Below are 23,959 nucleotides of genomic sequence, written 5' to 3' on the forward strand. Positions count from 1 at the left end.
GTGCCCCTCGGGTGCTCGACGGTGCGGCGGCCCGCGCCGACGGGGGCTACAGACCTATTCAACCCTTGGAGCAACCCCAGTGAAGAGTGCCGTCGAGAACCTCAGCCCCACCCGGGTCAAGCTGACCGTCGAGGTCCCCTTCGAGGAGCTGAAGCCCAGCATCGACGCGGCCTACAAGACGATCGGCCAGCAGGTCCAGATCCCCGGCTTCCGTCGCGGCAAGGTTCCGGCCCGGCTGATCGACCAGCGCTTCGGCAAGGGCGCCGTGCTGCAGGAGGCCGTCAACGAGGCCCTGCCGCAGTTCTACGGCAACGCCATCGAGGAGGCCGGCCTCAAGCCGCTCTCCCAGCCGGAGGTCGACGTCACCGACATCCCGCTCGAGGACGGCCAGCAGTTCGCGTTCACCGCCGAGATCGACGTGGTGCCCGCCATCGACCTGCCCGATTTCTCCACCATCACGGTCGACGTGGACGACGTCGTCGTCTCCGACGAGGACGTCCAGGCCAACCTCACCCAGCTGCAGGAGCGCTTCGGCACCCTCGTCGGGGTCGACCGCGCGGCCCGGACCGGCGACTTCGTCTCCATCGACCTGACCGCCGCCATCGACGGCGAGGAGATCGACTCGGTCTCCGGCGTCTCCTACGAGATCGGCTCGGGCAACATGCTCGAGGGCATGGACGCCCAGCTCGAGGGCGCCAAGGCCGAGGAGACCAAGACCTTCACGGCGCCCCTCGCCGGTGGCGACCGCGCCGGTCAGGACGCCGAGATCACCGTTACCGTGCTGTCCGTCAAGGAGCGTCAGCTGCCCGAGCTGGACGACGAGTTCGCCCAGCTCGCCTCGGAGTTCGACACCATCGAGGAGCTCCGCGCCGACGTCACCTCCCAGACCGAGCGGGCCAAGAAGTTCGAGCAGGGCGCGCAGGCCCGCGACAAGGTCCTGGCCCACCTCCTGGAGACCGTCGAGATCCCGCTGCCGGAGTCCCTGGTGACCGAGCAGGTCGAGGCCCACTTCACCGAGGGCGGCGAGGAGGGGCACGACAACGACGAGCACCGCGCCGAGGTCGACAAGAACGTCCGCGAGTCGATGAAGGGCCAGTTCCTCCTCGACGCGATCGCCGAGGCCCGTGAGGTGCAGGTCGGTCAGCAGGAGCTGATCGAGTACCTCGTCATGCAGGCCCAGCAGTACGGCATGGACCCCAACCAGTTCGCGCAGATCATGGACTCCAACGGGCAGGTCGGCGCCATGGTCGGCGAGGTCGCCCGCCGCAAGGGCCTTGCCACGGTCCTCGAGGAGATCACCATCAAGGACGCCTCCGGCAACGTCGTCAACCTGTCTGACCTGGACGTCGAGGTCGAGGACGGCGAGGACGGCGAGGGTGACGCCGACGAGGCGGACGCCGCGCCGGCCACGAAGGCCCCCGCCAAGAAGGCCCCCGCCAAGAAGGCTCCGGCCAAGAAGGCGCCTGCCAAGGGTGCCGCCGAGGAGCCCGCGTCGGACACCGCGGCGACGGATGCCGCCGACGACGCCGACGAGGCCAAGCCCGCCAAGAAGGCTCCGGCCAAGAAGTCGCCCGGCAAGAAGGCCCCGGCCAAGAAGGCCGCGAAGGACGACGCCGAGGCTGCTGACGCTGACGACGCCGCCGCCGACGAGGCCAAGCCCGCGAAGAAGGCGCCCGCCAAGAAGGCCCCGGCCAAGAAGGCTCCGGCCAAGAAGGCCGCGAAGGACGACGCCGCCGACGCCGACGCCACGGCCTGATCACCAGATCGCCAGATCGCCTGACGGTGACAGGGCCCGCCGCTCCCACCCGTGGGAGCGGCGGGCCCTGCGGCATGCGGCCTGGGCCCGGGTGGGCCGTGTGCGCTCAGGGCGAACAACCCCCGACCCGGGAAGGGTGTGTCCGTGCCGGGCGTTAGTGTCATCAGCACGCGGCGTCCCGCCTCGACGGGACGCACACCCCAGCGCTAGAGAGAGATGAGACTCACGGTGAGCCAGAGCAACGTCCCCGCGACCCCGGTCGCCGAGGCTGCGTCCCAGGGCGGTCTCGACGACCACATCTTCCAGCGGCTCCTTCGGGACCGCATCGTCTTCCTCGGCTCCGACGTCCGTGACGACAACGCCAACGCCATCTGCGCGCAGCTGCTGCTGCTGTCGGCGGAGGACCCGCAGAAGGACATCTGGCTCTACATCAACAGCCCCGGCGGCTCGGTCACCGCGGGCATGGCGATCTTCGACACGATGCAGTGGATCCCCAACGACGTCTGCACCGTCGCCATGGGCATGGCCGCCTCCATGGGCCAGTTCCTGCTGTCGGCGGGTGCCAAGGGCAAGCGCTACGCGACGCCGCACGCGCGGATCCTGATGCACCAGCCGCTCGGCGGCATCGGCGGCACCGCCACCGACGTCAAGATCCAGGCCGAGCTGCTGCTCGCCATGAAGAAGGAGATGGCCGAGCTGATCGCCGAGCACACCGGTCAGCCGGTGGAGAAGATCACGGCCGACTCCGACCGCGACCGCTGGTTCACGGCGGCCGAGGCCAAGGACTACGGCTTCGTCGACCACGTCTTCGAGCGCGCCACCCAGACGCCCGGCAGCGGCGGCACCGAGGCCTGAGCGGCCGTTTCGACCTACCCCTTCGTGGAGAGACTCCGATGAACCCCCAGTCCCAGACCCCGTATGCCGCTGCTCCGTCCGGCCTCGCCGTGCCCAGCAGCCGTTACATCCTGCCGCAGTTCGAGGAGCGCACGTCCTACGGGATGAAGCGCACCGACCCCTACACCAAGCTCTTCGAGGACCGCATCATCTTCCTCGGCGTGCAGGTGGACGACGCGTCGGCGGACGACATCATCGCCCAGCTGATCGTCCTGGAGTCCCAGGACCCCGACCGCGACATCCTGATGTACATCAACAGCCCGGGCGGCTCGTTCACCGCCATGACGGCGATCTACGACACGATGCAGTACATCCGGCCCGACGTGCAGACCTTCTGCATCGGGCAGGCTGCCTCGGCGGCCGCGGTGCTGCTCGCGGCCGGAGCCCCGGGCAAGCGCCTCGCGCTGCCCAACTCGCGCGTCCTGATCCACCAGCCGGCCGTCGAGGGCGGCGGCGGTCAGGCGTCGGACATCGAGATCCAGGCCAACGAGATCTTCCGGATGCGCACCTGGCTGGAGGAGACGCTGGCGCACCACTCCGGGCGCACCCCGGAGCAGATCCGCGAGGACATCGAGCGGGACAAGATCCTGTCCTCGGAGGCCGCGCGGGAGTACGGCCTCATCGACCAGGTCCTGACCAGCCGCAAGGCGTCGGCCGAGTGACCCCGCGTCGGGGCCCGTCCCTGCGGGGACGGGCCCCGACGTCATGGCCGCGGCGTTCCGCTGTCGGCTGAACTCCCGCGGCACGCCGCAGGGAGCGATCGGCAAAGAGGTGTCCGCCCCGGTCGGCCCGGGTACCGTCCTGGGTAGGGACACACACGCAGACGAAGCCTGGACGGCAGGGCCACCGCGCCCGCCGCAGGAACAGGAGGGTGGCACATGGCGCGCATCGGAGACGGTGGGGACCTGCTGAAGTGCTCCTTCTGCGGCAAGTCGCAGAAGCAGGTCAAGAAGCTCATCGCCGGGCCCGGGGTCTACATCTGCGACGAGTGCATCGACCTGTGCAACGAGATCATCGAGGAGGAGCTGTCCGAGGCCCCCGAGTCGGGCCTGGACGAGCTGCCCAAGCCGCGGGACATCTTCGCCTTCCTCGAGTCCTACGTGATCGGCCAGGACGACGCCAAGAAGGCCCTCGCCGTGGCGGTCTACAACCACTACAAGCGCATCAACGCGGCCGTGGCCTCGACGGGGCCGGCGTCCACCAAGCGCAGCGACGAGCACGTCGACATCGCCAAGTCCAACATCTTGATGATCGGCCCCACCGGCTGCGGCAAAACCTATCTCGCGCAGACCCTGGCCCGGATGCTCAACGTGCCCTTCGCGATCGCCGACGCCACCGCCCTGACGGAGGCGGGATACGTCGGCGAGGACGTCGAGAACATCCTGCTCAAGCTGATCCAGGCCGCCGACTACGATGTCAAGAAGGCCGAGACCGGCATCATCTACATCGACGAGATCGACAAGATCGCCCGCAAGAGCGAGAACCCCTCGATCACCCGCGACGTGTCCGGCGAGGGGGTCCAGCAGGCGCTGCTGAAGATCCTCGAGGGCACGACGGCCTCGGTGCCGCCGCAGGGGGGCCGCAAGCACCCCCACCAGGAGTTCATCCAGATCGACACCACCAACGTGCTGTTCATCGTCGGTGGCGCCTTCGCCGGGCTGGAGCAGATCATCTCCGCCCGCGCCGGCAAGCGGGGCCTCGGCTTCGGGGCCGAGCTGCAGGCGACCCGCGAGGCCGGGGCGCCCCGGTTCGCCGAGCTGCAGCCGGACGACCTCATGAAGTTCGGGCTCATCCCGGAGTTCATCGGACGACTGCCCGTCGTCGCGACCGTGGACGAGCTGGACCGCGCTGCGCTGGTGCGCATCCTCACCGAGCCCCGCAACGCCCTGGTCAAGCAGTACACCAAGATGTTCGACCTGGACGGCGTCTCGCTGACCTTCACCGACGACGCGATCGACGCGATCGCCGATCGCGCCATCGAGCGCGGCATCGGGGCGCGCGGGCTGCGCGCGATCATGGAGGAGATCCTCCTGCCGGTGATGTTCGACGTGCCCTCCGACGACACCATCATGGAGGTGTCGGTGACGCGGGAGACCGTTGAGACGGGCGCCGAGCCGGAGGTCATCCGGGCGTCGGACAAGCGTCGCAAGGCGTCCGCCTGACCAGCTGGGGTGACGGCGGTCGAGTGGGCGGTCAGCCCTCGCGGGGCCCGTCGGGCCCGAGCAGCGCCAGGGCCAGCAGGATCGCCCCCACCAGCCCTGCCACGCCCGCGACCAGCGGCGTCAGGTCGGTGCCGCCCGGCTCGGCCAGCGCCACGGCGGCCCGCGCGAGCAGCCAGGTGACGGCCGCCACCGCGACCACCGTCGCCCAGCGGCGCAGCTGACGGCGCACCATCGCGGGGTCGAGGTCGGCCTCGGGTGGTGCGCTCGCGGCGAGCACGAGGCAGGACAGCTGCGCCAGCACCAGCGCGGCGACGAGGACCGCCAGCGGCGTACCGGCGCCCATCGGGGCCAGCGTCAGGTAGACCCCGAGCGACACCAGTGACGCCACCCCACCGGGCTCGGGCCGCAGCGCGCTCCAGCCGGCCGCGACGACCAGCAGCGTCGTCGCGGCGCCGGCCAGCTCGTGCGTGGAGGGGGCGAGCACGGGGACCAGCAGGCAGCACGCGAGGCCGAGGGCCCGGACCGCCAGCTGGGAGGGGGAGAGCTGGAGCAACCGCGCCAGGCTGCGACGCGCCTCATTCATCGCTGGGCCGCCTGCTGCCGTCGACGCTGCAGCCGTCGCAGCAGGTCCTCCACGCTGGCCGCGTCCTGCCACCCGACGACGGGGACGCCGGCCCGCTCCAGCAGGTCGCGGGTGCGGTCCCGCTCCAGGGTGAGCAGCCGCCAGGCGGTCGCCTCGGAGTCGTCCTGGCACCGCATCTCGGTGGGGGCGACGTCGATGACGGCGACGTCGAGGCGCTGCCTCGCCAGCGCGGCCACCGCGTCCACGACGACGGTGGACGTGAGCGGGGTCAGGACGAGCAGCAGCGACCCGGGTTGCAGCCCCAGGCGCAGCCGCTGCAGGTCGGGCTGGCGGTCGGTCGCCGGCGCGACCCGGGCCAGCGCCCCGAGCAGGCGTTGCAGGTGGCGGCGCCCGGAGCCGCCCGGGACCGGCTGGGAGTCGTCACCGAGCACCCGGAGCCCCACCCGGTCGCCGGCCGTGGTGAAGTGCCCCGCCACGTGCGCCGCCGCCTGCACGGCGGCCTCCACGCTGCTCGGCCGACGCGGGTCGCGGTGCGGGATGTCGCTCAGCACGTCGAGCAGCAGCACCACCTGGCTGTCCTGCTCGGCATACGTGGTCCGGACGTGGAGGGCGCCGGTGCGGGCCGAGGTGGGCCAGTGGACCCGCCGGATGCGGTCGCCGGGCCGGAAGGCCCGGATCTCGGCGAACTCGGCGCCCTCCCCGGGGCGGCGGGACACGTGTCGGCCGATGAGGTGCGCGGGGCGCAGCGCGTCCGACCGCACCGGCAGGCGACGCGGCGACGGCAGCCCCACGAGCTCGTGCTCGCCCAGCGGGAGGAGGCGGCTGACGTAACCACCCCAGGTGGACGTCAGCCGCAGCTCCCCGCCACCGAGCTGGTGCCGTCCCCAGATCAGGGGGCGGACCGGCACGGAGAGCGTCGTGCGGCGGCCGGTGAGCGCCCGCACCAGGGCGCCGTGGCGGACCCCGGCCTCCACCCGTCGGCCGGGGTCCACGTCCAGGCCGCACACGTCGGCGGCCGGGTCGTGGTCCAGCGTCACCACCACGGCGGTCTCGTTGCCCTCGCCCACCGTGGGCGTGGTGAGCGCGGTGACCACCCGTGTGTCGGCGGCCGGCCGCCGCAGCCGCGCCCACGTCGCCACGACGAGCAGCGGGAGCGCCACGACCAGCAGGTCCGGCCGGTGCGCGACCACGGCGAGCCCGGCCAGCAGGACACCGACGGTCGTGACCGTCACCTGGGTGGGGGTGAGGGCCCAGCCCGTATGCCGTGGACCGCTGCTCACCACGCCCCCCGGTCGCCCCCTGCCGACGGCTCGAGGGCCGCCGGCGCGGGCACCGTCGTGAGCAGCGACGCCACCACCGAGTCACCCGAGACGTTGGTCATCCACAGCTCGGGGCGGATCGTGAGGCGGTGCCCGAGCGCGGCGACCGCCACGGCCTTGACGTCCTCGGGGGTGACGTAGTCGCGGCCCCGCACGACGGCGTGGGCGCGGGCCACCGTGACCAGGGCCAGCGAGCCGCGGGGCGAGCTGCCGATCTGCACGGACCCGTGGCTGCGGGTGGCGGCGGTCAGCGCGACGCAGTAGTCGACGATGCTGGGGTCGACGTCGACGGTCTCCACGGCCCGCTGGGCGGCGAGCAGCTCGCCGTCGCCGAGCACGTGCTCGACCGCCTGCTCCTCCCGCCGGCGCTGCAGCCGGCGGGTGACGACCTCGGCCTCCTGCTCGCCCGTGGGGTAGCCGAAGGACACGCGCAGCAGGAACCGGTCCAGCTGGGCCTCCGGGAGCGGGTAGGTCCCCTCGTGCTCGACCGGGTTGGCGGTCGCGAGGACGTGGAACGGCGCCGGCAGCACGAAGGTGCGTCCCTCGACGGTGATCTGGCGCTCCTGCATCGCCTCGAGCAGCGCCGCCTGGGTCTTCGGCGGGGTGCGGTTGATCTCGTCGGCGAGGAGCAGCCCGGTGAAGAGCGGGCCCTCGCGGAACTCGAACTCGTGCGTGCTCTGGTTGTAGAGGAAGGACCCGGTCAGGTCGGAGGGGAGCAGGTCCGGGGTGAACTGCGCCCGCGTGAACTGCAGCCCCAGCGCCTGCGCGAAGGAGCGGGCTGCGAGGGTCTTGCCGAGCCCGGGGTAGTCCTCGAGCAGGACGTGACCGCCGGCGAGGATGCCCGCGAGCACCAGCTCGAGGGCATCCCGCTTGCCGACGACGGCCGTCTCGACGGCGTCCAGCAGTCGCCCCGTGACGGCGGTGACCTGGGTGGGGCTCCAGGTGGTGTCGCTCATATCTCCTCGATCCTCGAGACGATGGTGCGCAGGGCAGAGAGGCTGCGGGGCGCTGTGGTGGGGTCGTCGACGAAGGCCCGCAGCTCGGCGGGCAGCCGGGCGGTCGCGAGCTCGGGCTCGGTGTCGAGGTCGACGTCGTGACGGGTGCGCAGCCGGTGGCGGACCTGGTCGAGCAGCAGCGGCGCCAGCGTGCGCTCCCAGGTGCGGCCGTCCGCGAGGCCGTGGACCGCCCAGGACAGCGACGACAGCCGACGGTCGTGGGTCAGTGGTCCGCTGGTGCCCGTCGTGCGGGCCCACGGCGTGGGCGAGACGACGACCCGGTGGCGCGCGAGCCAGGTGGTGACGGCCACGAGGGCGATGGCGACGGGGGCGAGGACCGGGTGCAGCGGCCTCCCGATCAGGTCGGCGCCCACGAGCACCAGGGCCCCGACGAGCACCGTGGTCAGCACGGGCCGCAGCAGCGTCCTGGTCGTCATACGGTCTCCGCCGATCGCGAGGAGCCGGCGGCGCGGCGGGGGGAGAGCAGCGCGGCGTGGACCTGGTCGAGCGCGGCCGCTGCCCGGTCCCGGTCAACCTCGGTGAGCGGGTGGCGGGAGAACCTCGCCTCCCGGTAGGCCTCGGCGAGGGCGTCGACGGCGGGGGCGGGGACGGCGAGCTGGGTGAGGACCCGGCGGGCGAGCTCCGCCGGTGTCTCGGCGGGCCGGCGGGCCACGCCGGACGCGGCGACGAGTCGCTCCAGCTCGACCCAGCAGGCGACGATGCCGTTGCGCGGGCTGCCCTGACCGAGCAGGGCGCGGTGGTCGACGGCCTGCTGCTCGTCCAGGACTGGGGCGGCGCCCACCTCGACGCCGAGCTCGGGCGCCGGCCCGGGGGCGGGCTCCCGCTGCCGCCACCACCGCAGGACGGCCCAGCCCACCAGCAGCGCCACGAGCACGGCCGCGAGCGTCCCGACCCAGGTGAGCACGGTGGTGAGCCAGAACAGGTCGGGCTGCGGCTGCGGGGGAGCGGAGCGGTGAGCCGCCCCGCGCATCGACTCCAGGGGGTCGGGCATCGGCGGCACGATGTCTCGGTCTCCCGCGCGCGTCGGCCGGCTGCCGACGAATCCGGGACCCGCCACGGCACCCCACACCAGCAGCACGGCCAGCAGCGCGAGGGCGGCCCCGGCCACGAGGCTGCGGCGGCGCACGGTCATGGTCCACCTCCCCGGACGTCGTCGACCTGGCCGCATCCTGTCATGGCTCTGGTGTGGTGGGGGACGCCGCCCCGTGGTGAGGTGGTCCCATGACGGTCCGCTTCGTCCTGCGCCGTGGTGGCCCGGCGCCGCAGCAGTCCACGACCACCACCTGCGGCTCCTCGTGCCTGGTCGTCGCCCGGATGCTCGCGGACCCGCGCTACGCCGGGCAGGTGCACGAGCGCGGGTTCGGCGTCGAGGAGCTCGCGGTCCGCGCCCGCACCAACCGGTTGCACCCCTCCGCGCTGCGGCTGCAGCTGCCCTGGCCGCGCGCCCTCGGCACGCCGCCGTGGGGAGCCGCCCTGGAGCTGGCGCGGGGGCTGCGGCTGCCGCGCCGGTCGGTGGGCTGGCGGGTGGTGCGCTGGTCCTCGCGCGCGGCCCGTGCCGCGCTCGTGGAGCGCTTGTCCTCGCAGGTCACCTCCGCGAGCCCGGTCCTGCTGTATGTCGGGAGCCGGCTCCTGCCTCGCCACGTGACGCTGCTCCTCCCGGCGGCCGACGGCGACGGGCTCGACGTCTACGAGCCGTCCGCGGGGGTCGTCGAGCAGCTGGACCTGGCCGGGCTGGTGGCCGGGCGGGTGGACCTGGGTGGCTGGCGCACGCCGTGGCTCGTCGTCGGCCCGCGTGAGGTGATCGGGTGACGGGCGCCGGTCTCGGGCTGGACCCGCGCACGCCGGTGGTGATCGGCGTGGGGGAGTGGTCCGAGCGGCTCGCGGAGCCGGGCTACGCCGCGCTGTCCCCGGTGGGCCTGGCCGCCCGCGCCGTGGAGGCGGCGCTGGCGGACTGCGCGCCCCGCGCCGGGCTCGCGGCGCTGCGCCGCGCGGTGCAGGTCGTGGCCGACGTCCCGCAGTTCGAGGTGTCCACCCCGGATGCCGTTGCCCCGCTGGGACGCTCGGACAACGTCCCGCGCTCGGTCGCCGCGCGGACGGGCCTGTCGCCCCGCCGGGCGGTCACCGCCCTCGCGGGCGGGCAGGGGCCGCAGCAGCTCGTGACCGAGCTGTGCGCCACCGTGGCCCGTGGTGACGCGGACGCCGTGGTGGCCTGCGGGGCCGAGGCTCTCTCGACGGTCCGGCACCTGCTGACCCGGCCGGCCGCGCAGCGGCCCGACTGGTCCGAATCCGTCGGTGGGCAGCGGGAGTTCCGTGGCTACGGGCTGGAGGGGCTGGTCGAGGTCGACGCCTCCGGGCACCTGGACGCCCCCACCACCTACGCGCTGCTCGAGCGGGCGCGCCAGCAGCGTCTCGCGCGCGACGAGGGCGTCGACGACGCCGACTACCGGCGGTCGATGAGTGAGCTGTTCGCGCCGTTCACGCCGGTGGCCGCCGCCAACCCGCACGCCGCGCTGCGCGAGATCCTTTCCGCCGCAGACCTGCTCGCGGTCACGGAGCGCAATCGCCTGGTGGCGGAGCCCTATCCGAAGCTGCTCGTGGCGCGTGACTTCGTCAACCAGGGCGCCGCGGTCGTCGTGTGCTCCCTCGAGCGAGCCATGAGTCTCGGTGTGCCGCAAGATCGTTGGGTCTTCCTGCACGGGCATTGCGACACCGTGGAGAAGGCGCTGCTCGCACCCCGACCTCGGTGCCTACCCCGCCGGCGTCGCCGCCGCCCGGTCCGCCCTGGAGGTGGCGGGCGCCGGGCTGGACGAGGTGCGCCACCTCGACCTCTACTCCTGCTTCCCGATCGCGGTGTCTGCGGTCTGCGACGGTCTCGGCCTGGCGCCGGACGACCCGCGGGGCCTCACGCTGACCGGCGGGCTCCCCTACTTCGGCGGTCCCGGCAACGACTACGCCATGCACGCGATCGCCAGCGCCGTGCGCCGGCTGCGATGCACCCCCGGCGACTTCGCGCTGACGACCGGCAACGGCGGTGTCCTGTCGAAGTACTCGGTCGGGGTGTGGTCCACCGTGCCCCGCGCCTGGCGCCCGGGGGAGTCCGCGCTGGTGCAGCGACGGCTCGACGCCGTGCCCGGCGTGCCGGTGGCCGCCGGGAGCGGTGGCTCGGCCGGGGGCCGGGGCGGCGGCATACGAGATCGGTTGGTGACGTGGACGATCACCCACGCCAGGGACGGCTCGCGCCGGGCCACGCTGGTCGAGCGGGACGCCGCCGGCGCGCGGTCGCTCAGGCGCACCGACGACCCCGACGTGCTGGCGGAGCTGGGCGCTGCGCAGTGACCCGCGTGGCGTCGGCGGGTGGGAGGATGCGCGCATGCCCGAGCTGCCGACCTCGAGGGGTACCGCCGGCTGCTCGCGCGCACGCTGACCGGTGGCCCGGTGACCGGGGTGACGGTCGCCGACCCCCGCGTGGTGCACGGCGGTGATTTCGCCGCCACACTTGTCGGCCGCACCGTGACCGACGTGCTCCGGCACGGCAAGTGGCTCACGATCCGGCTCCCCGGGCCGGAGGTGGTGCTGCTGCACCTGGGGATGACGGGCGGCCTCGTGCTGGTGGCGGACGCCGCCCCGGTCCGGTTCGAGCGGCTGCGGATCCACGCGCCCGGAGGCACGGTGGCCCTGCACGACCGACGGCGCCTCGGGGGTGCCTGGGTCGTGCCGGGGCAGGACGCCGAGCAGGTCACCGGGCCGCTCGGTCCCGACGCCCTGGGGATCCGGGACGCGGTGCTGGGTGACCTGCTGCGCTCGGGGCGCCGCCCGCTCAAGACGCTGCTCGTGGACCAGGCCGTGCTCGCCGGGCTCGGCAACACGCTCAGCGACGAGCTGCTCTGGGCCGCCCGCCTGGACCCCCGGCGGCGCGGCAGTACGCTGACCGACGACGAGGTGGCCGAGCTGGGCGACCGGTTGCGCGAGATCCTGCGCAAGAGCGTCCGGGCAGGCCACATCCCGCGCACCCGAGGGTGGCTCGCGAGCCAGCGCGCGAGCGAGGCGCCGGTGTGCCCGCGCTGCGGCGCGGCGCTGGTCCGGCTGCCCGTCGGTGGTCGACGCGCCCTCACCTGTCCGCAATGCCAGGCGGCCTGACGTCTCGGTCCCGGGTCAGGCCTTGACGCGCTTCTCCGCGGGGATCAGCTCGACCTCGGAGACGCCCAGAGCCTCGCCCTCGGCATAGGTCAGCCCGCTGATGTTGCCGGTCGCGCGCAGGTCGGCCTCGGCCTGCTGCAGCTGCTCGACCTGGGCGGCAGGCGCCGTCAGGGTCATCGCGGTGATCTCGCTGCGCATGCCGACCTTGGCCTCGGACTTGGCCTTGCGCACCCCGATCAGCGCCGCCGAGACGGTGTCGAGCAGGGACGGGTCGCCCTCGGCTGCAACCAATCCCAGCTCGTCGCGGGTCGGCCAGGGCTGACGGTGTACCGTCCCCTCCCGGAACCAGCTCCACACCTCCTCGGTGGCGTAGACCAGCACCGGGGCGAAGAGCCGCAGCAGCACGTCGAGCGCGATCCGCAGCGCCGCCCGGGCCGACGCCGCGGCAGCGTCGCCGCGCCCGCCGTGCGCCCGGTCCTTGACCAGCTCGATGTAGTCGTCGCAGAAGGTCCAGAAGAAGGTCTCGGTGACCTCGAGGGCGCGGGTGTAGTCCATGGCCTCGTAGCCCTTGCCCGCGGCGTCGACGACCTCGGCGAGGGACGCGAGCATCGCCCGGTCCAGCGGCTCGGTCACCTGCTCCGCGAGGTCGCCAGACACCTCGCCGAAGCCCAGCGCGAACTTCGAGGCGTTGAGCAGCTTGATCGCGAGGCGACGCCCGACCTTCATCTGCGCCTCGTCGAGGGCGGTGTCGGTGCCGAGGCGAGCGGCCGCGGCCCAGTAGCGGATCGCGTCGGTGCCGTGCTGCTGCAGCATCTCCTTGGGCGTGGTCGCGTTGCCCTTGGACTTGGACATCTTCTTGCGGTCGGGGTCCAGGATCCAGCCGTTGATCGTGGCGTCGGTCCAGGGCAGCGACCCGTGCTCCAGGTGGGCCCGCACCACCGTGGCGAAGAGCCAGGTGCGGATGATGTCGTGGCCCTGCGGACGCTGGTCGAAGGGGAAGATCTTGGCGAAGAGCTCGGGGTCCGAGCCCTGCCCGCCCGCGCGCCAGCCCGCCGCGATCTGCGGCGTCAGGGAGGACGTGGCCCAGGTGTCCATGACGTCCGCGTCGCCGACGAAGCCCCCGGCCTGCCCGCGCTGGGACTCGTCATACCCGGGAGCGGCCTGCGACGCCGGGTCCACCGGCAGCTGGTCCTCGGACGGCACGATCCGCTCGTCCCAGAGGACCTCGCCCTGCTCGTCCACGTGGTACCACACGGGGATCGGCACGCCGAAGAACCGCTGCCGGGAGATCAGCCAGTCGCCGTTGAGCCCGCCGACCCAGTTGTCGTAGCGGGAGCGCATGTAGGACGGGTGGAAGTCGAGCTCGCGACCTCGGGCCCGCATCGCCTCGCGCAGCTCCTCGTCGCGCCCGCCGTTGCGGATGTACCACTGGCGCGACGTGACGATCTCCAGCGGCTTGTCGCCCTTCTCGAAGAAGTTGGCCTTGCGCTGGGTCTTCTTCGGCTCGCCGTCCAGGTCACCCGACTCGCGCAGCGCCGCGACGACGGCCTCGCGCGCCGAGTGCGTCGTCTTGGTCGCCATCTCGGCGAAGATGCTGCGCCCGCCCTCCGTCGTGATCCACTCGGGCGTCTCGGCCTGGATGCGACCGTTGCGGGTGATGATCGAACGCGTCGGCAGCTGCAGCTCGCGCCACCACTGCACGTCCGTCAGGTCGCCGAAGGTGCAGCACATGGCGATACCGGCACCCTTGTCCATCTCGGCGGCCGGGTGGGCGAGCACGGGCACCTCGACCCCGAAGAGCGGCGACCGGACCGACATACCGAGAAGGCCCTGGTAGCGCTCGTCGTCCGGGTGCGCGATCAGCGCGACGCACGCGGGGAGCAGCTCGGGACGGGTGGTCTCGATGTAGACCGGCTCGCCAGAGCCCTCCTCGCCGGCGTGGAAGGCGACCCGGTGGTAGGCGCCCGGGTAGTCGCGCGCCTCCAGCTCGGCCTGCGCGACCGCGGACTGGAAGGTCACGTCCCAGAGCCCCGGCGCCTCCGCCTGGTAGGCCTCGCCGCGGGCCAGGTTGCGCAGGAAGGCCTGCTGCGCGGTGGCGCGGGAGTGGTCGTCGATGGTGCGGTACTGCACGTCCCAGTCGAGGGACAGCCCCAGGTAGCGGAAGGTGTCCTCGAAGGTCACCTCGTCCTTGACGGTGAGGATGTCGCACAGCTCGATGAAGTTCTGCCGGCTGATCGGCACCTGGTCGGCCGCCTTGACGGACTTCCCGTCGGCGCCCTCCTGCGGCGGCCGGAAACCCTCCACGTAGGGCAGGGTCGCGTCGCCGCGCACGCCGTAGTAGTTCTGGACGCGCCGCTCGGTCGGCAGGCCGTTGTCGTCCCACCCGATCGGGTAGAACACCTCGTGCCCCGTCATCCGCTTGTAGCGCGCGATGCAGTCGGCCTGCGTGTAGCCGAAGACGTGCCCGATGTGCAGCGACCCCGACGCGGTGGGCGGGGGCGTGTCGATCGCCCAGACCTGCTCGCGGGGCAGGTCCATCGCCCGTGCCCGGTCGAAGCGGTAGGTGCCCTGGTCACGCCATACCTGCAGCCACTTGTCCTCCAGGCCGTCGAGCGACGGCTTGTCCGGGACGTGGGTGCGTGGCGTGTCAGTGGTCATGCGCGGATTCTCCCAGACCGCGAGACCGCGTCGCCAATCCGTATGCCGTCGCCCGGGTCACCTCCCGACCAGGGTGACCCGCCGGTAGGGTCTGCCCCATGGCGAGCTTCTGGCAGATGCTGCGGCACGACCCCGTCTACACCCCCGTGGTCGAGGCGTTCAAGGGGATCTTCGCGCTGCAGGGACTGCGCTTCAGGATCACCGGGGAGCACAACGTGCCCGAGTCCGGGCCGGCGGTGATGATGATCAACCACACCGGCTACTTCGACTTCACGTATGCCGGTCTGGCGGCTCTCCCGTCGCGTCGCCTCGTGCGGTTCATGGCCAAGGAGAGCGTCTTCCGGCACCCGGTGAGCGGGCCGCTCCTGCGCGGCATGCGGCACATCTCGGTGGATCGGGCGGCGGGGGCGGCGTCATACGGGCACGCCCTGGAGGCGCTGCGCGCGGGGGAGATCGTGGGGGTCTTCCCGGAGGCGACCATCTCGATGTCCTTCGAGCCCAAGGCGTTCAAGACGGGCGGGGTGCGGATGGCGCAGGCGACGGGCGCGCCGATCCTGCCGGTGGCGATCTGGGGCTCGCAGCGGGTGTGGACCAAGGGGCACCCCAAGCGGCTGGGCCGGACCAGGGTGCCGATCGGGATCACCGTGGGCGAGCCGATCCCGGTGGGGCCCGACGACGACATCGCCGAGGTGACCGCCCGCGTGCGCGAGACGATCACGCGGATGCTGCACGCGCTGCAGGACGCCTACCCGCCGGTGCCCGAGGCCGAGCGGCACCTGATGCCGGTGCGCCTCGGCGGGACGGCGCCGACGCCGGAGGAGGCCGCCGTCCTGGAGGCCCGCCGCCGCATCCACCACCCCTGACGCCCTACCGGGGGTAGACGGATCGACCGGCCTTCGTTCACCAGGCCGATCGAACGGCCGCCGGTATTTCTATCAGCCGGCCTTGGTCCGGGGCGCCGCGGCGACCCGGTCCTCCTCAGGCGACCCTGCCGACCCCATCGGCCGCGTCGCCCACCGCGTCGGCCTCTCGCCCGTAGCGGGCCGCCAGCGCCGAGCACGCCATCAGCTGCGCCTGGTGGAAGACCATCAGCGGGAGCACCATCAACCCCACCGGTTGCCCGGCGAAGAGCACCATCGCCATCGGCAGGCCGGACGCCAGCGACTTCTTGGTCCCGCAGAACTGGATGGCGATCACGTCGCCGCGCCCGAAACCGAGCCGCTGAGCCACGGCTCGCGTCAGCCACAGCAGCGCGGCGAGCAGCAGCAGGCACACCACGAGCACCCCACCCAGCTGCGGCAGCGTCACCCGCGACCAGATCCCCTCGCGCATCCCGGCCGAGAAGGCCGAGTAGACGACCAGCACGATCGATCCACGGTCGACGAGCTTGAGCGGCGCGGCGTGCGCCTTCACCCACCCCCGGATCCAGTGCCCCGCCACCTGGCCGAGCACGAAGGGCAGCAGCAGCTGCACCAGGATGTCGACGAACGCGGACCCCGTCACCTCGACCGTCCCCGTCGTGGTCATCAGCGCCACCACCAGCAGCGGCGTGAGGACCACGCCCACCAGGTTGGACACGGACGCGGACACGATCGCGCCGGCCACGTTGCCCCGCGCGATGGAGGTGAACGCGATCGAGCTCTGCACCGTCGACGGCACCAGGCACACGTAGAGCAGCCCCGAGGCCAGGTCGCCCCCCAGGGCGGCGCGCAGACCCGGCAGCGCGAGCATCCCGACCAGCGGGAACACGACGAACGTGAAGGCCAGGATCACCCCGTGCAGCCGCCAGTGCTTCAGGCCGGCGACGGCCTCGTGGGGAGCCAGGCGGGCGCCATACAGGAAGAAAAGGAGGAAGATCGCCGCCGCGACGACCGCATCCACGACGGGCACGGCGCTGCCCCGCGCGGGCAGGACGCTCGCGACCAGGGCCGCGCAGATGATCGCGAGCAGGAAGGGGTCGAGGCGCAGGCGGGAAAGCATGCGTCAGTGATACCGCACCCGTGCTTCACTCTCCGTATGCCGCCCCCTCTCGCCCACCCTCCCAAGGCCGCACCGGGGGACCAGATCGCCGTGGTCTCACCGTCGTTCGCGGCGGCCGGTGCCTTCCCGCAGGTGCACGAGCAGGCCATGCGGCGGCTGGCGGAGGTGACGGGTCTGGTGCCGGTGGAGTACCCCACGACGCGCGAGGTGGGTGCGTCGCCGCAGGACCGGGCGCGGGACCTGATGGCGGCGTTCGCGGACCCGGCGGTGCGGGCGGTGCTGAGCGTCGTGGGCGGCGAGGACCAGATCACGGTGATCCCGCACCTGGATCCCGAGGTGGTGCGGCGCGACCCGAAGCCGTTCCTGGGGACGAGCGACAACACCAACCTGCACGCGTGGTTGTGGGGCGCGGGCGTGGCGAGCTTCTATGGCGGGTCGTCGCAGGTGCACCTCGGCCCGGGCCCGGGCGTCGACGAGGTGCACGCGGCGTCGCTGCGGGCCGCGCTGCTGACCGGTGAGCGGCTGGAGATCACGGACCCGGGGGAGTCGGAGGACCTCGGCAAGGACTGGGCAGACCCCCTGGCGCTCAGCAGCTTTGGCGAGCGGGAGGCGACCGGGCCGTGGACCTGGCACGGGCCGCGCCGCGTGGTCACCGGCCCCACGTGGGGTGGCTGCCTGGAGGTGCTGCAGTGGATCCTCGCGGCCGGGCGGTTCGCTGCGGACCCGGGGGTGCTGGCGGGTGGGGTGCTGCTGGTGGAGACGTCCGAGGAGCTGCCGCCCGCCCGGGAGGTGGCGTGGATCCTGCGCTCGATGGGGGAGCGGGGCCTGCTCGCGGCGGTCGACGCGGTGCTGGTGGCCCGGCCGCCGGTGTCGAGCTTCGAGCGGCGGCCCGGGCCGGAGGAGCGGGCGCGGCTGCGCGCCGAGCAGCGGGACGCTGCCGTGGAGGTGATCGGACGCTACAACCCGGACGCGGTGGTGTGCGTAGGGATCCCCTTCGGGCACACCAGGCCTCAGTGGATCCTGCCGCACGGTGGCCTGGTCACCGTGGACGGGGAGCAGCAGCGCGTCTGGGCGGACTACTCCTGAGCGCGGACTCCTGAGCGCGGACTACTCCTGAGCGCAGACCTACCGGCGGCGGCTCGATCAGCCTGGTGAACGAAGGCCGGTCGATCCGCCTACCGCCGGTAGGTCAGACGGGGAAGCCGAGGTGGGCCAGCGCCTGCTTGAGCAGGGTGCCGTGGCCCCGGCCCATCTCCTCGGCGACGCCAGCGCTGCAGACCTCGGCCGGGGTGAGCCAGGCCAGGTCCAGCGCGTCCTGCGAGGGCGCGCAGTCGCCGACCACCGGCACGACGTAACCAAGGGCCACCGCGTGCTGCCGGGGATCGTGGAAGGGCGTCACGCCCGGCGTCGGGAAGTACTCGGACACGGCAAAGGGCTGCGGGCTCAACGGGATCCGCGGCATCGCGAGGGGGCCGAGGTCCTTCTCCAGGTGGCGGATCAGGGCGTCCCGCAACCGCTCGTGGTAGAGCACCCGGCCGCTCACCAGCTCGCGGGCCACCTTGCCCTGCCCGGTGACCCGCAGCAGCGTCCCGACGTGGGTCACCTCGCCGCGGTCGTCCGCCCGGACGGGCACGATGTCGACGTAGAGGATGGGCAAGCGCTCGCGGGCCTGCTCCAGCGTCTCGTGGCTGAGCCAGGCGGCCGAGGCATCGACGTCGGGGAGGTTCATGGCGCCATTCCACCACGAGTGCCCGTCCCGGCGGACGGGGTCCCACCTCGCCACGACCCACGGCGCGTGACGAGGTGGCTCCGACGGGACGCCGCCGCTACGGGCGCGTCGGGGGCCAGAGGACGCGACCGGGGTTCATGATCCCGAGCGGGTCGAAGAAGGCCTTGAGGCCGCGCTGCCGCTCGATCTCGGCGGCCCCGAGCTCGCGAGGCAGCCACTCGCTCTTGAGGATCCCCACGCCGTGCTCGCCGGTGATGGTGCCCCCGAGGCGCAGCGCCGCGTCGACCAGATCGGTGATCGCCTCGTGCGCGCGCCGCACCTGCTCGGGGTCCTCGGGGTCGAAGTAGACCGTGGGGTGCAGGTTGCCGTCGCCGCCGTGGCCGGCCGTGATGATCCGGGTGCCGTGACGCTCGCCGATCGCGTAGCCCCGCTCGATGAACTCGGCCAGGTGTCGCACCGGCACGCACATGTCCTCGGTCAGGTTGTGCCCCAGGCGATCCAGCGCGGGGGAGATGACCCGGCGCCCCGCCATCAGGGCGGTGGACTCCTCCCGGGACCCCGAGACCGTCACCGAGGTCGCCCCGGCGCTCGCGCACACCTCGGCGTAGCGGGTGGCGTCCTGCGCGGCGTGCTCCGGGCGGTCGGACTGCACCAGCAGCGCCGCCTCCACCCCGGCCGGGAAGCCGTAGTCGCCATACGCCCGGATCGCCTCGACGGTGGGGCCGTCCATGATCTCCACGAGGTTGGGCCGGTGCCGCTCACGGCGCAGCGCGACGATCGCGTCGCACCCCGACCGCAGCGTCGGGAAGGTCGCCAGCACCGTCGCGGGTTCGTCCGGGCGCGGACCGAGCCGCGCCCACGCCCGCGTCACGACGCCCAGGCAGCCCTCCGAGCCCACGAAGAGCCCGGTCAGGTCGAACCCCGCGACCCCCTTGGCGGTCCGGTGCCCGGTGCGGATCACCTCACCCCCGGGGAGCACCACCTCCAGGGCCCGTATGGCGTCGCTCGTGGCGCCGTACTTGAGGCAGCAGAGCCCACCGGCGTTGGTCGCCACGTTGCCGCCGACGGTGGAGATCGCCACCGAGGCGGGGTCCGGGCCGTAGTGCAGGCCCACCGCCGCGGCCGCCTCCTTGAGGTCGGCGGTGATGACGCCCGCCTGCACGCACGCCAGCCCCTCGACCTCGTCGACGTCCTCGATGTCGCGCATCGCCTCGAGGTTGAGCGCGACCCCGCCCTCGAGCGGCACCGCCCCGCCGGCCAGTCCCGTGCGAGCACCCTGGGGCACCACCGGGATGCGTTCGGCCGCCGCCCACCGCAGCGTCTCCACCACGTCGTCCACGTCCCGCGCCCGCACCAGCGTGAAGTCGGCGGGCGCGTCGATGCCGAGCGCCGCGTCCAGGGCGTGCGCCGCCAGCGTCGCGCTGTCGGTGGCGGTCACCGGGTCGAGCAGCGGGGGCACGAGGCGGTGGGCTGTTGTCGTCATACGAATGATCCTAAGGAGGGGGGTGGGTGCCGAGGCGCCGGGAGGGTTCCGGCAGGCTGGTGCCATGAACGTCGTCAGCGCCTCCCAGATGAAGGCCCTCCTCGAGCAGGCCCCCGCCAACCCCCGCGTCGTCGCCACCGGCAACCACGTGCCGCCCTGGGCCCTGCTGCAGGTCATCGACGAGGCGCTGCCGACCTACCGGCTCAACATGCTCAACGCGCCCGCGGGGATCTCGACGCGGGAGGGCGTCGAGCACGAGTCCTGCTTCGTCGGGGTCGGCATGCGCAAGCTGCCCACCCTGCACTACACGCCGGCGCGGCTGTCGTTGGTGCCCACCCTCTACCGCACCACCCAGCGCCCCGACATCGTCGCCGTGCACGTCTCGGCGCCCGTGGGCGGCAAGGTCTCCCTCGGCGTGGAGATCAACGTCATGGTGGCCGCCATCGAGGCCGTCAAGGAGAACGGCGGGCTCCTGGTCGCGCAGGTCAACAGGCACATGCCCTACACCTACGGGGACGGCGAGTTCCCGGTCGACCTCTTCGACGCGGTCCTCGAGGCCGACGCGTCCATCGCCTCCGAGCACGGCCCCGCCAAGCCCGACGACGCCACCGCGCACATCGGCGAGCTCGTCTCGGGGCGGGTCGGCAACGGCGCCACCCTGCAGCTCGGCATCGGTGCCGTCCCGGACGCCACCCTCCCCGGGCTCGCCCGCCGCCACAACCTCGGCATCTGGACCGAGATGTTCTCCGACGGCGTCCTGGTGCTCGACCGGGCCGGCGCCCTGGACGAGATGCGGCCGATCGTCGCGTCGTTCGCGTTCGGCGGGCAGGAGCTCTACGACTGGTGCCACCTCAACAGCCGCGTCATCATGCGGCGCACCGAGATCACCAACGACCCCGGCCAGATCGCCAAGCAGCCCCAGATGACCTCCATCAACACGGCGCTGCAGGTCGACCTGCTCTCGCAGGCGAACGCCTCCCGCATCCGGGCGCGGATCCACTCGGGATTCGGCGGCCAGACCGACTTCATCGTGGGCGCGCTGCACTCGCGCGGCGGGCAGGCGATGCTCGCGCTGCGGTCCTGGCACCCCAAGGCCAACGTGTCGACCATCGTGCCGATGCTGACCGAGCCGACGACCAGCTTCCAGCACTCGGCGGTGATCACCGAGCAGGGGGTCGCCGAGGTCTTCGGCCACTCCGAGAAGGTGCAGGCCCGCAACATCATCGAGCAGGCCGCCCACCCCGACGTGCGGGCGTCGCTGTGGGAGGGAGCGCGGGGGCTCGGGCTGGCCTGAGGCGGGGGGGTGTCGGGCCGGGCCGCCGAGGCGTACGGTCGAGACATGTCCTCGCTCGTGCCGGAGACCACCCTCGACCAGCACCGAGCAGCCATGGAGAGGCTGCAGCGGTCCTGGACGGCGATCCCGCCCGGCCGCCCGGTCCGGCTGGCCAAGCGCACCTCCAACCTCTTCCGCCCCCGGGGTCGAGCCGCGCACGGCCTCGACGTCTCCGGCCTCACCGGCGTGCTGGAGGTCGATCCCGACGCGAGGACCGCTGAGGTGCAAGGGATGTGCACCTACGAGCACCTCGTCGCGGCGACCGCCGCGCACGACCTCATGCCGCTCGTGGTGCCGCAGCTACGGACCATCACCCTGGGCGGGGCCGTCAGCGGCCTCGGCATCGAGTCCACGTCCTTCCGCAACGGTCTGCCGCACGAGTCGGTCCTGGAGCTCGACGTCCTGACCGGGTCCGGGGAGGTGGCGACGGCTCGCCCCGAGGGCAGCCACGCCGACCTCTTCGCCGCCTTCCCCAACTCCTACGGCAGCCTCGGGTACGCCACCCGGCTGCGGATCGAGCTGCAGCCGCTGGGCCGCCAGGTCGCGCTGCGGCACCTGCACCTGCGCGACCTCGGCGAGCTGGTGCGACTCGTGGCCCAGGTGACCGAGGAGCGGACCTTCGAGCGGCGACCCGTGGACGCGATGGACGGCGTCGTCTTCGGTCCGGGTGAGGCGGTGCTGACGCTTGCGACCTTCGACAGCGACACCGTCAGCCCGGCGAGCGATTACACGCGTCAGGAGATCTACTACCGGTCGCTGCAGCGCTACGACCGCGACCGGCTCGGCGGGGTGGACTACCTGTGGCGCTGGGACACCGACTGGTTCTGGTGCTCCCAGGCCTTCGGGGTGCAGCACCCCACCGTGCGCCGGCTGTGGCCGCGCCGCTGGCGGCGCAGCGACGTCTACCACCGGATCGTGGGGCTGGAGCAGCGTCTCGGCGTCGCCGCGGCGATCGACCGCCGCCGCGGCCTGCCCGAGCGGGAGCGGGTGGTACAGGACGTCGAGGTGCCGCTGGAGCGGCTCGAGGAGTTCGTCGACTGGTTCCTCGAGCACGTGCCGATGCGCCCGATCTGGTTGTGCCCGTTGCGTCTTCGCGAGACCGACGGCGCCGGGGGCGCCCGCGCCGCCCGGTCCTGGCCGCTCTACCCGCTCCAGCCGGGGCGCACCTACGTCAACGTGGGCTTCTGGGGGACCGTGCCCATCGAGCCGGGCCGGCGCGACGGCGACGTCAACCGGCAGATCGAGGACCAGGTCAGCGCCCTCGACGGCCACAAGTCCCTCTACTCCGACGTCTGCTACGACCGCCCCACCTTCGACCGCCTCTACGGCGGCCAGGTCTATCGCGCGGTCAAGGACCGGTACGACCCGAGCGGTCGGCTCCCCGAGATGTACGACAAGGTGGTTGGTCGATGATGCTGATGGCTGCAGGGACTCCCCGGGTGGGCGAGCTGGTCGAGGCGGTGCTGGCCGGGCCGCTGCCGTTCCGGCTCACGGCCTACGACGGCACCGACCTCGGGCCGCGGGACAGCGACATCGAGGTGCACGTCGCCTCCGAGGAGGGGCTGCGCTACATCGCCACCGCCCCCGGCGACCTCGGGCTGGCCCGCGCCTACCTGACCGGCGGGCTGACCCTGCGCGGGATCCCCGAGGGCGACCCCTACGAGCTCTTCCGCCGGATCAAGCGCGAGGTCATGGTGCGTCGCCCGTCCGCGAGCGAGCTGGCCGCGCTGCTGCGGGGATTCGGGCCCCGGCTGCTGGTCCCGCCACCCCCGCCCGCGATGGAGGCGTTGCCGCGCTGGCGCCGTGCCGTCCGGTCCGTCGACCCGCGCCGCCGCGCCGCCGACTCCATCGCCACGCACTACGACGTCTCCAACGCCTTCTACGAGAAGGTCCTCGGCCCCTCCATGGCCTACACGTGCGCGGTCTTCGAGTCTCCCGACGCGACGCTGGAGGAGGCCCAGGAGCGCAAGTTCGCGCTCGTCGCCGACAAGCTCGACCTCCAGCCCGGGCAGCGGCTGCTCGACGTCGGGTGCGGCTGGGGCGGTATGGCGATGCACGCCGCCCGCGAGCGCGGCGTGTCCGTGCTGGCGGTGACGCTGTCGCGCGAGCAGGCCCAGTGGGGTCGGGAGGCCGCCGCGCGCGCGGGGCTGTCCGACCTCGTGGAGATCCGGCACGGCGACTACCGCGACGTCACCGAGCGCGACTTCGACGCGGTCAGCTCGATCGGGCTCACCGAGCACGTCGGGGTGCGCAACTACGGCAGCTACTTCCGCTTCCTGCACGCGCGGCTGCGCGAGGGCGGGCGGCTGCTCAACCACTGCATCACCCGGGCCGACGGGCGAGCCGGCTTCCGGCCCGAGCCGTTCACCGACCGCTACGTCTTCCCCGACGGCGAGCTCGCGCCCCCCGGACGCATCATCGGCGAGTGCCACGACGCAGGCTTCGAGGTCCACCACGAGGAGAACCTCCGGATGCACTACGCCCTCACGCTCGCCCGCTGGTGCCGCAACCTCGAGGACAGCTGGGACCTCTGCGTGCGGGAGGCGGGCCTCGCCACCGCCCGGGTCTGGGGGCTCTACATGGCCGGGTCACGGATGGCCTTCGAGGCCAACTGGCTGCAGCTGCACCAGGTCCTCGCGTCCAAGGTCGGCGAGGACGGCTCCACCGCCTACCCGCTGCGCCCGACCTGGCGTCCCTGAGCATCGGCCAGGGCGTCACCAGGGCGTCGGCCAGAGTCATGTCCGGGGCCACGGCGCCGGCGCGAGGGGATGGGGCGCGAGGGGATAGACTGGGCGCACAGACGTCTGAGCCGCTATCACCGGCGAGTCTCCGGAAGAACAGCCTCCCGTGGGGGCCCAGTAGACCCGGACGGGCGGGCCCGTCACAGCCTTCGACCAGAGCGGTCGGTC

At 72.9% G+C, this 23,959-nt stretch carries 21 protein-coding genes; 12 read left to right on the plus strand and 9 right to left on the minus strand.

The features are described 5' to 3' along the window. Positions 1-79 precede the first annotated feature (79 nt). The 4 genes from tig to clpX all read left to right on the plus strand — a co-directional run bounded on the left by tig (position 80) and on the right by clpX (position 4,812). Entirely contained in the window at positions 80-1,756 is a 1,677-nt protein-coding gene (gene tig / locus ADJ73_RS09700) for a trigger factor (RefSeq protein ID WP_050348105.1), read from the plus strand. Positions 1,757-1,984: 228 nt separating this feature from the next. Then, positions 1,985-2,611, plus strand: coding sequence for an ATP-dependent Clp protease proteolytic subunit (locus tag ADJ73_RS09705; RefSeq protein WP_301280689.1), 627 nt, complete (start codon positions 1,985-1,987; stop codon positions 2,609-2,611). Between the two features lie 38 nt (positions 2,612-2,649). Then, complete coding sequence (locus ADJ73_RS09710; RefSeq protein WP_050348107.1) at positions 2,650-3,312, plus strand: ATP-dependent Clp protease proteolytic subunit; 663 nt, start codon at positions 2,650-2,652, stop codon at positions 3,310-3,312. Positions 3,313-3,528: 216 nt separating this feature from the next. Beyond that, positions 3,529-4,812 (plus strand): ATP-dependent Clp protease ATP-binding subunit ClpX, encoded by a 1,284-nt coding sequence (gene clpX / locus ADJ73_RS09715; protein ID WP_050348108.1) that lies wholly within the window; start codon positions 3,529-3,531, stop codon positions 4,810-4,812. Positions 4,813-4,843: 31 nt separating this feature from the next. Here clpX and ADJ73_RS09720 read toward each other — a convergent pair whose 3' ends face one another. The 5 genes from ADJ73_RS09720 to ADJ73_RS09740 are packed head-to-tail and all read right to left on the minus strand — an operon-like array spanning position 4,844 to position 8,862. Next, positions 4,844-5,395: a hypothetical protein gene (locus ADJ73_RS09720; protein WP_156188195.1), complete on the minus strand. Its 552-nt coding sequence runs from the start codon at positions 5,393-5,395 to the stop codon at positions 4,844-4,846. Continuing rightward, entirely contained in the window at positions 5,392-6,675 is a 1,284-nt protein-coding gene (locus ADJ73_RS09725) for a DUF58 domain-containing protein (protein WP_156188196.1), read from the minus strand. The genes ADJ73_RS09720 and ADJ73_RS09725 overlap by 4 nt, the downstream gene beginning before the upstream one ends. Next, entirely contained in the window at positions 6,672-7,670 is a 999-nt protein-coding gene (locus tag ADJ73_RS09730) for an AAA family ATPase (RefSeq protein WP_050348111.1), read from the minus strand. The genes ADJ73_RS09725 and ADJ73_RS09730 overlap by 4 nt, the downstream gene beginning before the upstream one ends. Beyond that, positions 7,667-8,146 carry a hypothetical protein gene (locus tag ADJ73_RS09735; protein WP_050348112.1) on the minus strand — a complete coding sequence of 160 codons (480 nt, stop codon included), beginning with the start codon at positions 8,144-8,146 and terminating at the stop codon, positions 7,667-7,669. Before ADJ73_RS09735 ends, ADJ73_RS09730 begins: the two co-directional genes overlap by 4 nt. Beyond that, a complete protein-coding gene (locus ADJ73_RS09740) occupies positions 8,143-8,862 on the minus strand; it encodes a DUF4129 domain-containing protein (RefSeq protein WP_050348113.1) in 720 nt (239 codons plus the stop codon). Before ADJ73_RS09740 ends, ADJ73_RS09735 begins: the two co-directional genes overlap by 4 nt. 89 nt (positions 8,863-8,951) lie before the next feature. Between ADJ73_RS09740 and ADJ73_RS09745 the strand changes: the two genes are divergently transcribed. The 3 genes from ADJ73_RS09745 to ADJ73_RS09760 all read left to right on the plus strand — a co-directional run bounded on the left by ADJ73_RS09745 (position 8,952) and on the right by ADJ73_RS09760 (position 11,867). Next, positions 8,952-9,539, plus strand: a complete 588-nt coding sequence (locus tag ADJ73_RS09745; protein ID WP_050348114.1) for a hypothetical protein — start codon at positions 8,952-8,954, stop codon at positions 9,537-9,539. 855 nt (positions 9,540-10,394) lie between these two features. Then, positions 10,395-11,066 (plus strand): hypothetical protein, encoded by a 672-nt coding sequence (locus ADJ73_RS09755; RefSeq protein WP_156188197.1) that lies wholly within the window; start codon positions 10,395-10,397, stop codon positions 11,064-11,066. Between the two features lie 108 nt (positions 11,067-11,174). Continuing rightward, a complete protein-coding gene (locus ADJ73_RS09760) occupies positions 11,175-11,867 on the plus strand; it encodes a DNA-formamidopyrimidine glycosylase family protein (RefSeq protein ID WP_253272723.1) in 693 nt (230 codons plus the stop codon). Between the two features lie 15 nt (positions 11,868-11,882). On the opposite strand, the gene valS is transcribed toward ADJ73_RS09760, so the two are convergent. Next, the gene (gene valS, locus ADJ73_RS09765; RefSeq protein ID WP_050348118.1) at positions 11,883-14,525 is read right to left on the minus strand and encodes a valine--tRNA ligase; all 2,643 of its coding nucleotides are present in this window, start codon (positions 14,523-14,525) and stop codon (positions 11,883-11,885) included. A 98-nt stretch (positions 14,526-14,623) separates the two neighbouring features. Here valS and ADJ73_RS09770 point away from each other — a divergent pair, with 98 nt between their 5' ends. After that, on the plus strand, positions 14,624-15,388 hold the full coding sequence (locus ADJ73_RS09770; RefSeq protein ID WP_253272532.1) for a lysophospholipid acyltransferase family protein: 765 nt from the start codon (positions 14,624-14,626) through the stop codon (positions 15,386-15,388). A 115-nt stretch (positions 15,389-15,503) separates the two neighbouring features. On the opposite strand, the gene ADJ73_RS09775 is transcribed toward ADJ73_RS09770, so the two are convergent. Beyond that, positions 15,504-16,505, minus strand: coding sequence for a bile acid:sodium symporter family protein (locus ADJ73_RS09775; protein WP_050348119.1), 1,002 nt, complete (start codon positions 16,503-16,505; stop codon positions 15,504-15,506). Between the two features lie 36 nt (positions 16,506-16,541). Between ADJ73_RS09775 and ADJ73_RS09780 the strand changes: the two genes are divergently transcribed. Further along, positions 16,542-17,591 carry a S66 family peptidase gene (locus ADJ73_RS09780; RefSeq protein WP_050348120.1) on the plus strand — a complete coding sequence of 350 codons (1,050 nt, stop codon included), beginning with the start codon at positions 16,542-16,544 and terminating at the stop codon, positions 17,589-17,591. A 103-nt stretch (positions 17,592-17,694) separates the two neighbouring features. On the opposite strand, the gene ADJ73_RS09785 is transcribed toward ADJ73_RS09780, so the two are convergent. Further along, positions 17,695-18,234, minus strand: coding sequence for an NUDIX hydrolase family protein (locus tag ADJ73_RS09785; protein ID WP_050348121.1), 540 nt, complete (start codon positions 18,232-18,234; stop codon positions 17,695-17,697). A gap of 97 nt (positions 18,235-18,331) precedes the next feature. After that, positions 18,332-19,717, minus strand: a complete 1,386-nt coding sequence (locus ADJ73_RS09790; protein ID WP_050348122.1) for an FAD-binding oxidoreductase — start codon at positions 19,715-19,717, stop codon at positions 18,332-18,334. Between the two features lie 64 nt (positions 19,718-19,781). Here ADJ73_RS09790 and ADJ73_RS09795 point away from each other — a divergent pair, with 64 nt between their 5' ends. The 3 genes from ADJ73_RS09795 to ADJ73_RS09805 are packed head-to-tail and all read left to right on the plus strand — an operon-like array spanning position 19,782 to position 23,749. Then, on the plus strand, positions 19,782-21,011 hold the full coding sequence (locus ADJ73_RS09795; protein WP_050349361.1) for an acetyl-CoA hydrolase/transferase family protein: 1,230 nt from the start codon (positions 19,782-19,784) through the stop codon (positions 21,009-21,011). A 45-nt stretch (positions 21,012-21,056) separates the two neighbouring features. Beyond that, a complete protein-coding gene (locus ADJ73_RS09800) occupies positions 21,057-22,463 on the plus strand; it encodes an FAD-binding oxidoreductase (RefSeq protein ID WP_253272533.1) in 1,407 nt (468 codons plus the stop codon). 5 nt (positions 22,464-22,468) lie between these two features. After that, on the plus strand, positions 22,469-23,749 hold the full coding sequence (locus ADJ73_RS09805; protein WP_253272534.1) for an SAM-dependent methyltransferase: 1,281 nt from the start codon (positions 22,469-22,471) through the stop codon (positions 23,747-23,749). Positions 23,750-23,959 lie beyond the last annotated feature (210 nt).

It is taken from the genome of Arsenicicoccus sp. oral taxon 190 (genome assembly GCF_001189535.1).
Classification (GTDB): Bacteria; Actinomycetota; Actinomycetes; order Actinomycetales; family Dermatophilaceae; genus Arsenicicoccus.

Coding starts and splice junctions, on each gene's coding strand:
- ADJ73_RS09780 (WP_050348120.1), top strand. CDS start 16,542: ATGCCGCCCCCTCTCGCCCACCCTCCCAAGGCCGCACCGGGGGACCAG.
- ADJ73_RS09740 (WP_050348113.1), bottom strand. CDS start 8,862: ATGACCGTGCGCCGCCGCAGCCTCGTGGCCGGGGCCGCCCTCGCGCTG.
- ADJ73_RS09720 (WP_156188195.1), bottom strand. CDS start 5,395: ATGAATGAGGCGCGTCGCAGCCTGGCGCGGTTGCTCCAGCTCTCCCCC.
- clpX (WP_050348108.1), top strand. CDS start 3,529: ATGGCGCGCATCGGAGACGGTGGGGACCTGCTGAAGTGCTCCTTCTGC.
- valS (WP_050348118.1), bottom strand. CDS start 14,525: ATGACCACTGACACGCCACGCACCCACGTCCCGGACAAGCCGTCGCTC.
- ADJ73_RS09770 (WP_253272532.1), top strand. CDS start 14,624: ATGGCGAGCTTCTGGCAGATGCTGCGGCACGACCCCGTCTACACCCCC.
- ADJ73_RS09805 (WP_253272534.1), top strand. CDS start 22,469: ATGGCTGCAGGGACTCCCCGGGTGGGCGAGCTGGTCGAGGCGGTGCTG.
- ADJ73_RS09745 (WP_050348114.1), top strand. CDS start 8,952: ATGACGGTCCGCTTCGTCCTGCGCCGTGGTGGCCCGGCGCCGCAGCAG.
- ADJ73_RS09800 (WP_253272533.1), top strand. CDS start 21,057: ATGTCCTCGCTCGTGCCGGAGACCACCCTCGACCAGCACCGAGCAGCC.
- ADJ73_RS09775 (WP_050348119.1), bottom strand. CDS start 16,505: ATGCTTTCCCGCCTGCGCCTCGACCCCTTCCTGCTCGCGATCATCTGC.
- ADJ73_RS09795 (WP_050349361.1), top strand. CDS start 19,782: ATGAACGTCGTCAGCGCCTCCCAGATGAAGGCCCTCCTCGAGCAGGCC.
- ADJ73_RS09730 (WP_050348111.1), bottom strand. CDS start 7,670: ATGAGCGACACCACCTGGAGCCCCACCCAGGTCACCGCCGTCACGGGG.
- ADJ73_RS09735 (WP_050348112.1), bottom strand. CDS start 8,146: ATGACGACCAGGACGCTGCTGCGGCCCGTGCTGACCACGGTGCTCGTC.
- ADJ73_RS09785 (WP_050348121.1), bottom strand. CDS start 18,234: ATGAACCTCCCCGACGTCGATGCCTCGGCCGCCTGGCTCAGCCACGAG.
- ADJ73_RS09790 (WP_050348122.1), bottom strand. CDS start 19,717: ATGACGACAACAGCCCACCGCCTCGTGCCCCCGCTGCTCGACCCGGTG.
- ADJ73_RS09710 (WP_050348107.1), top strand. CDS start 2,650: ATGAACCCCCAGTCCCAGACCCCGTATGCCGCTGCTCCGTCCGGCCTC.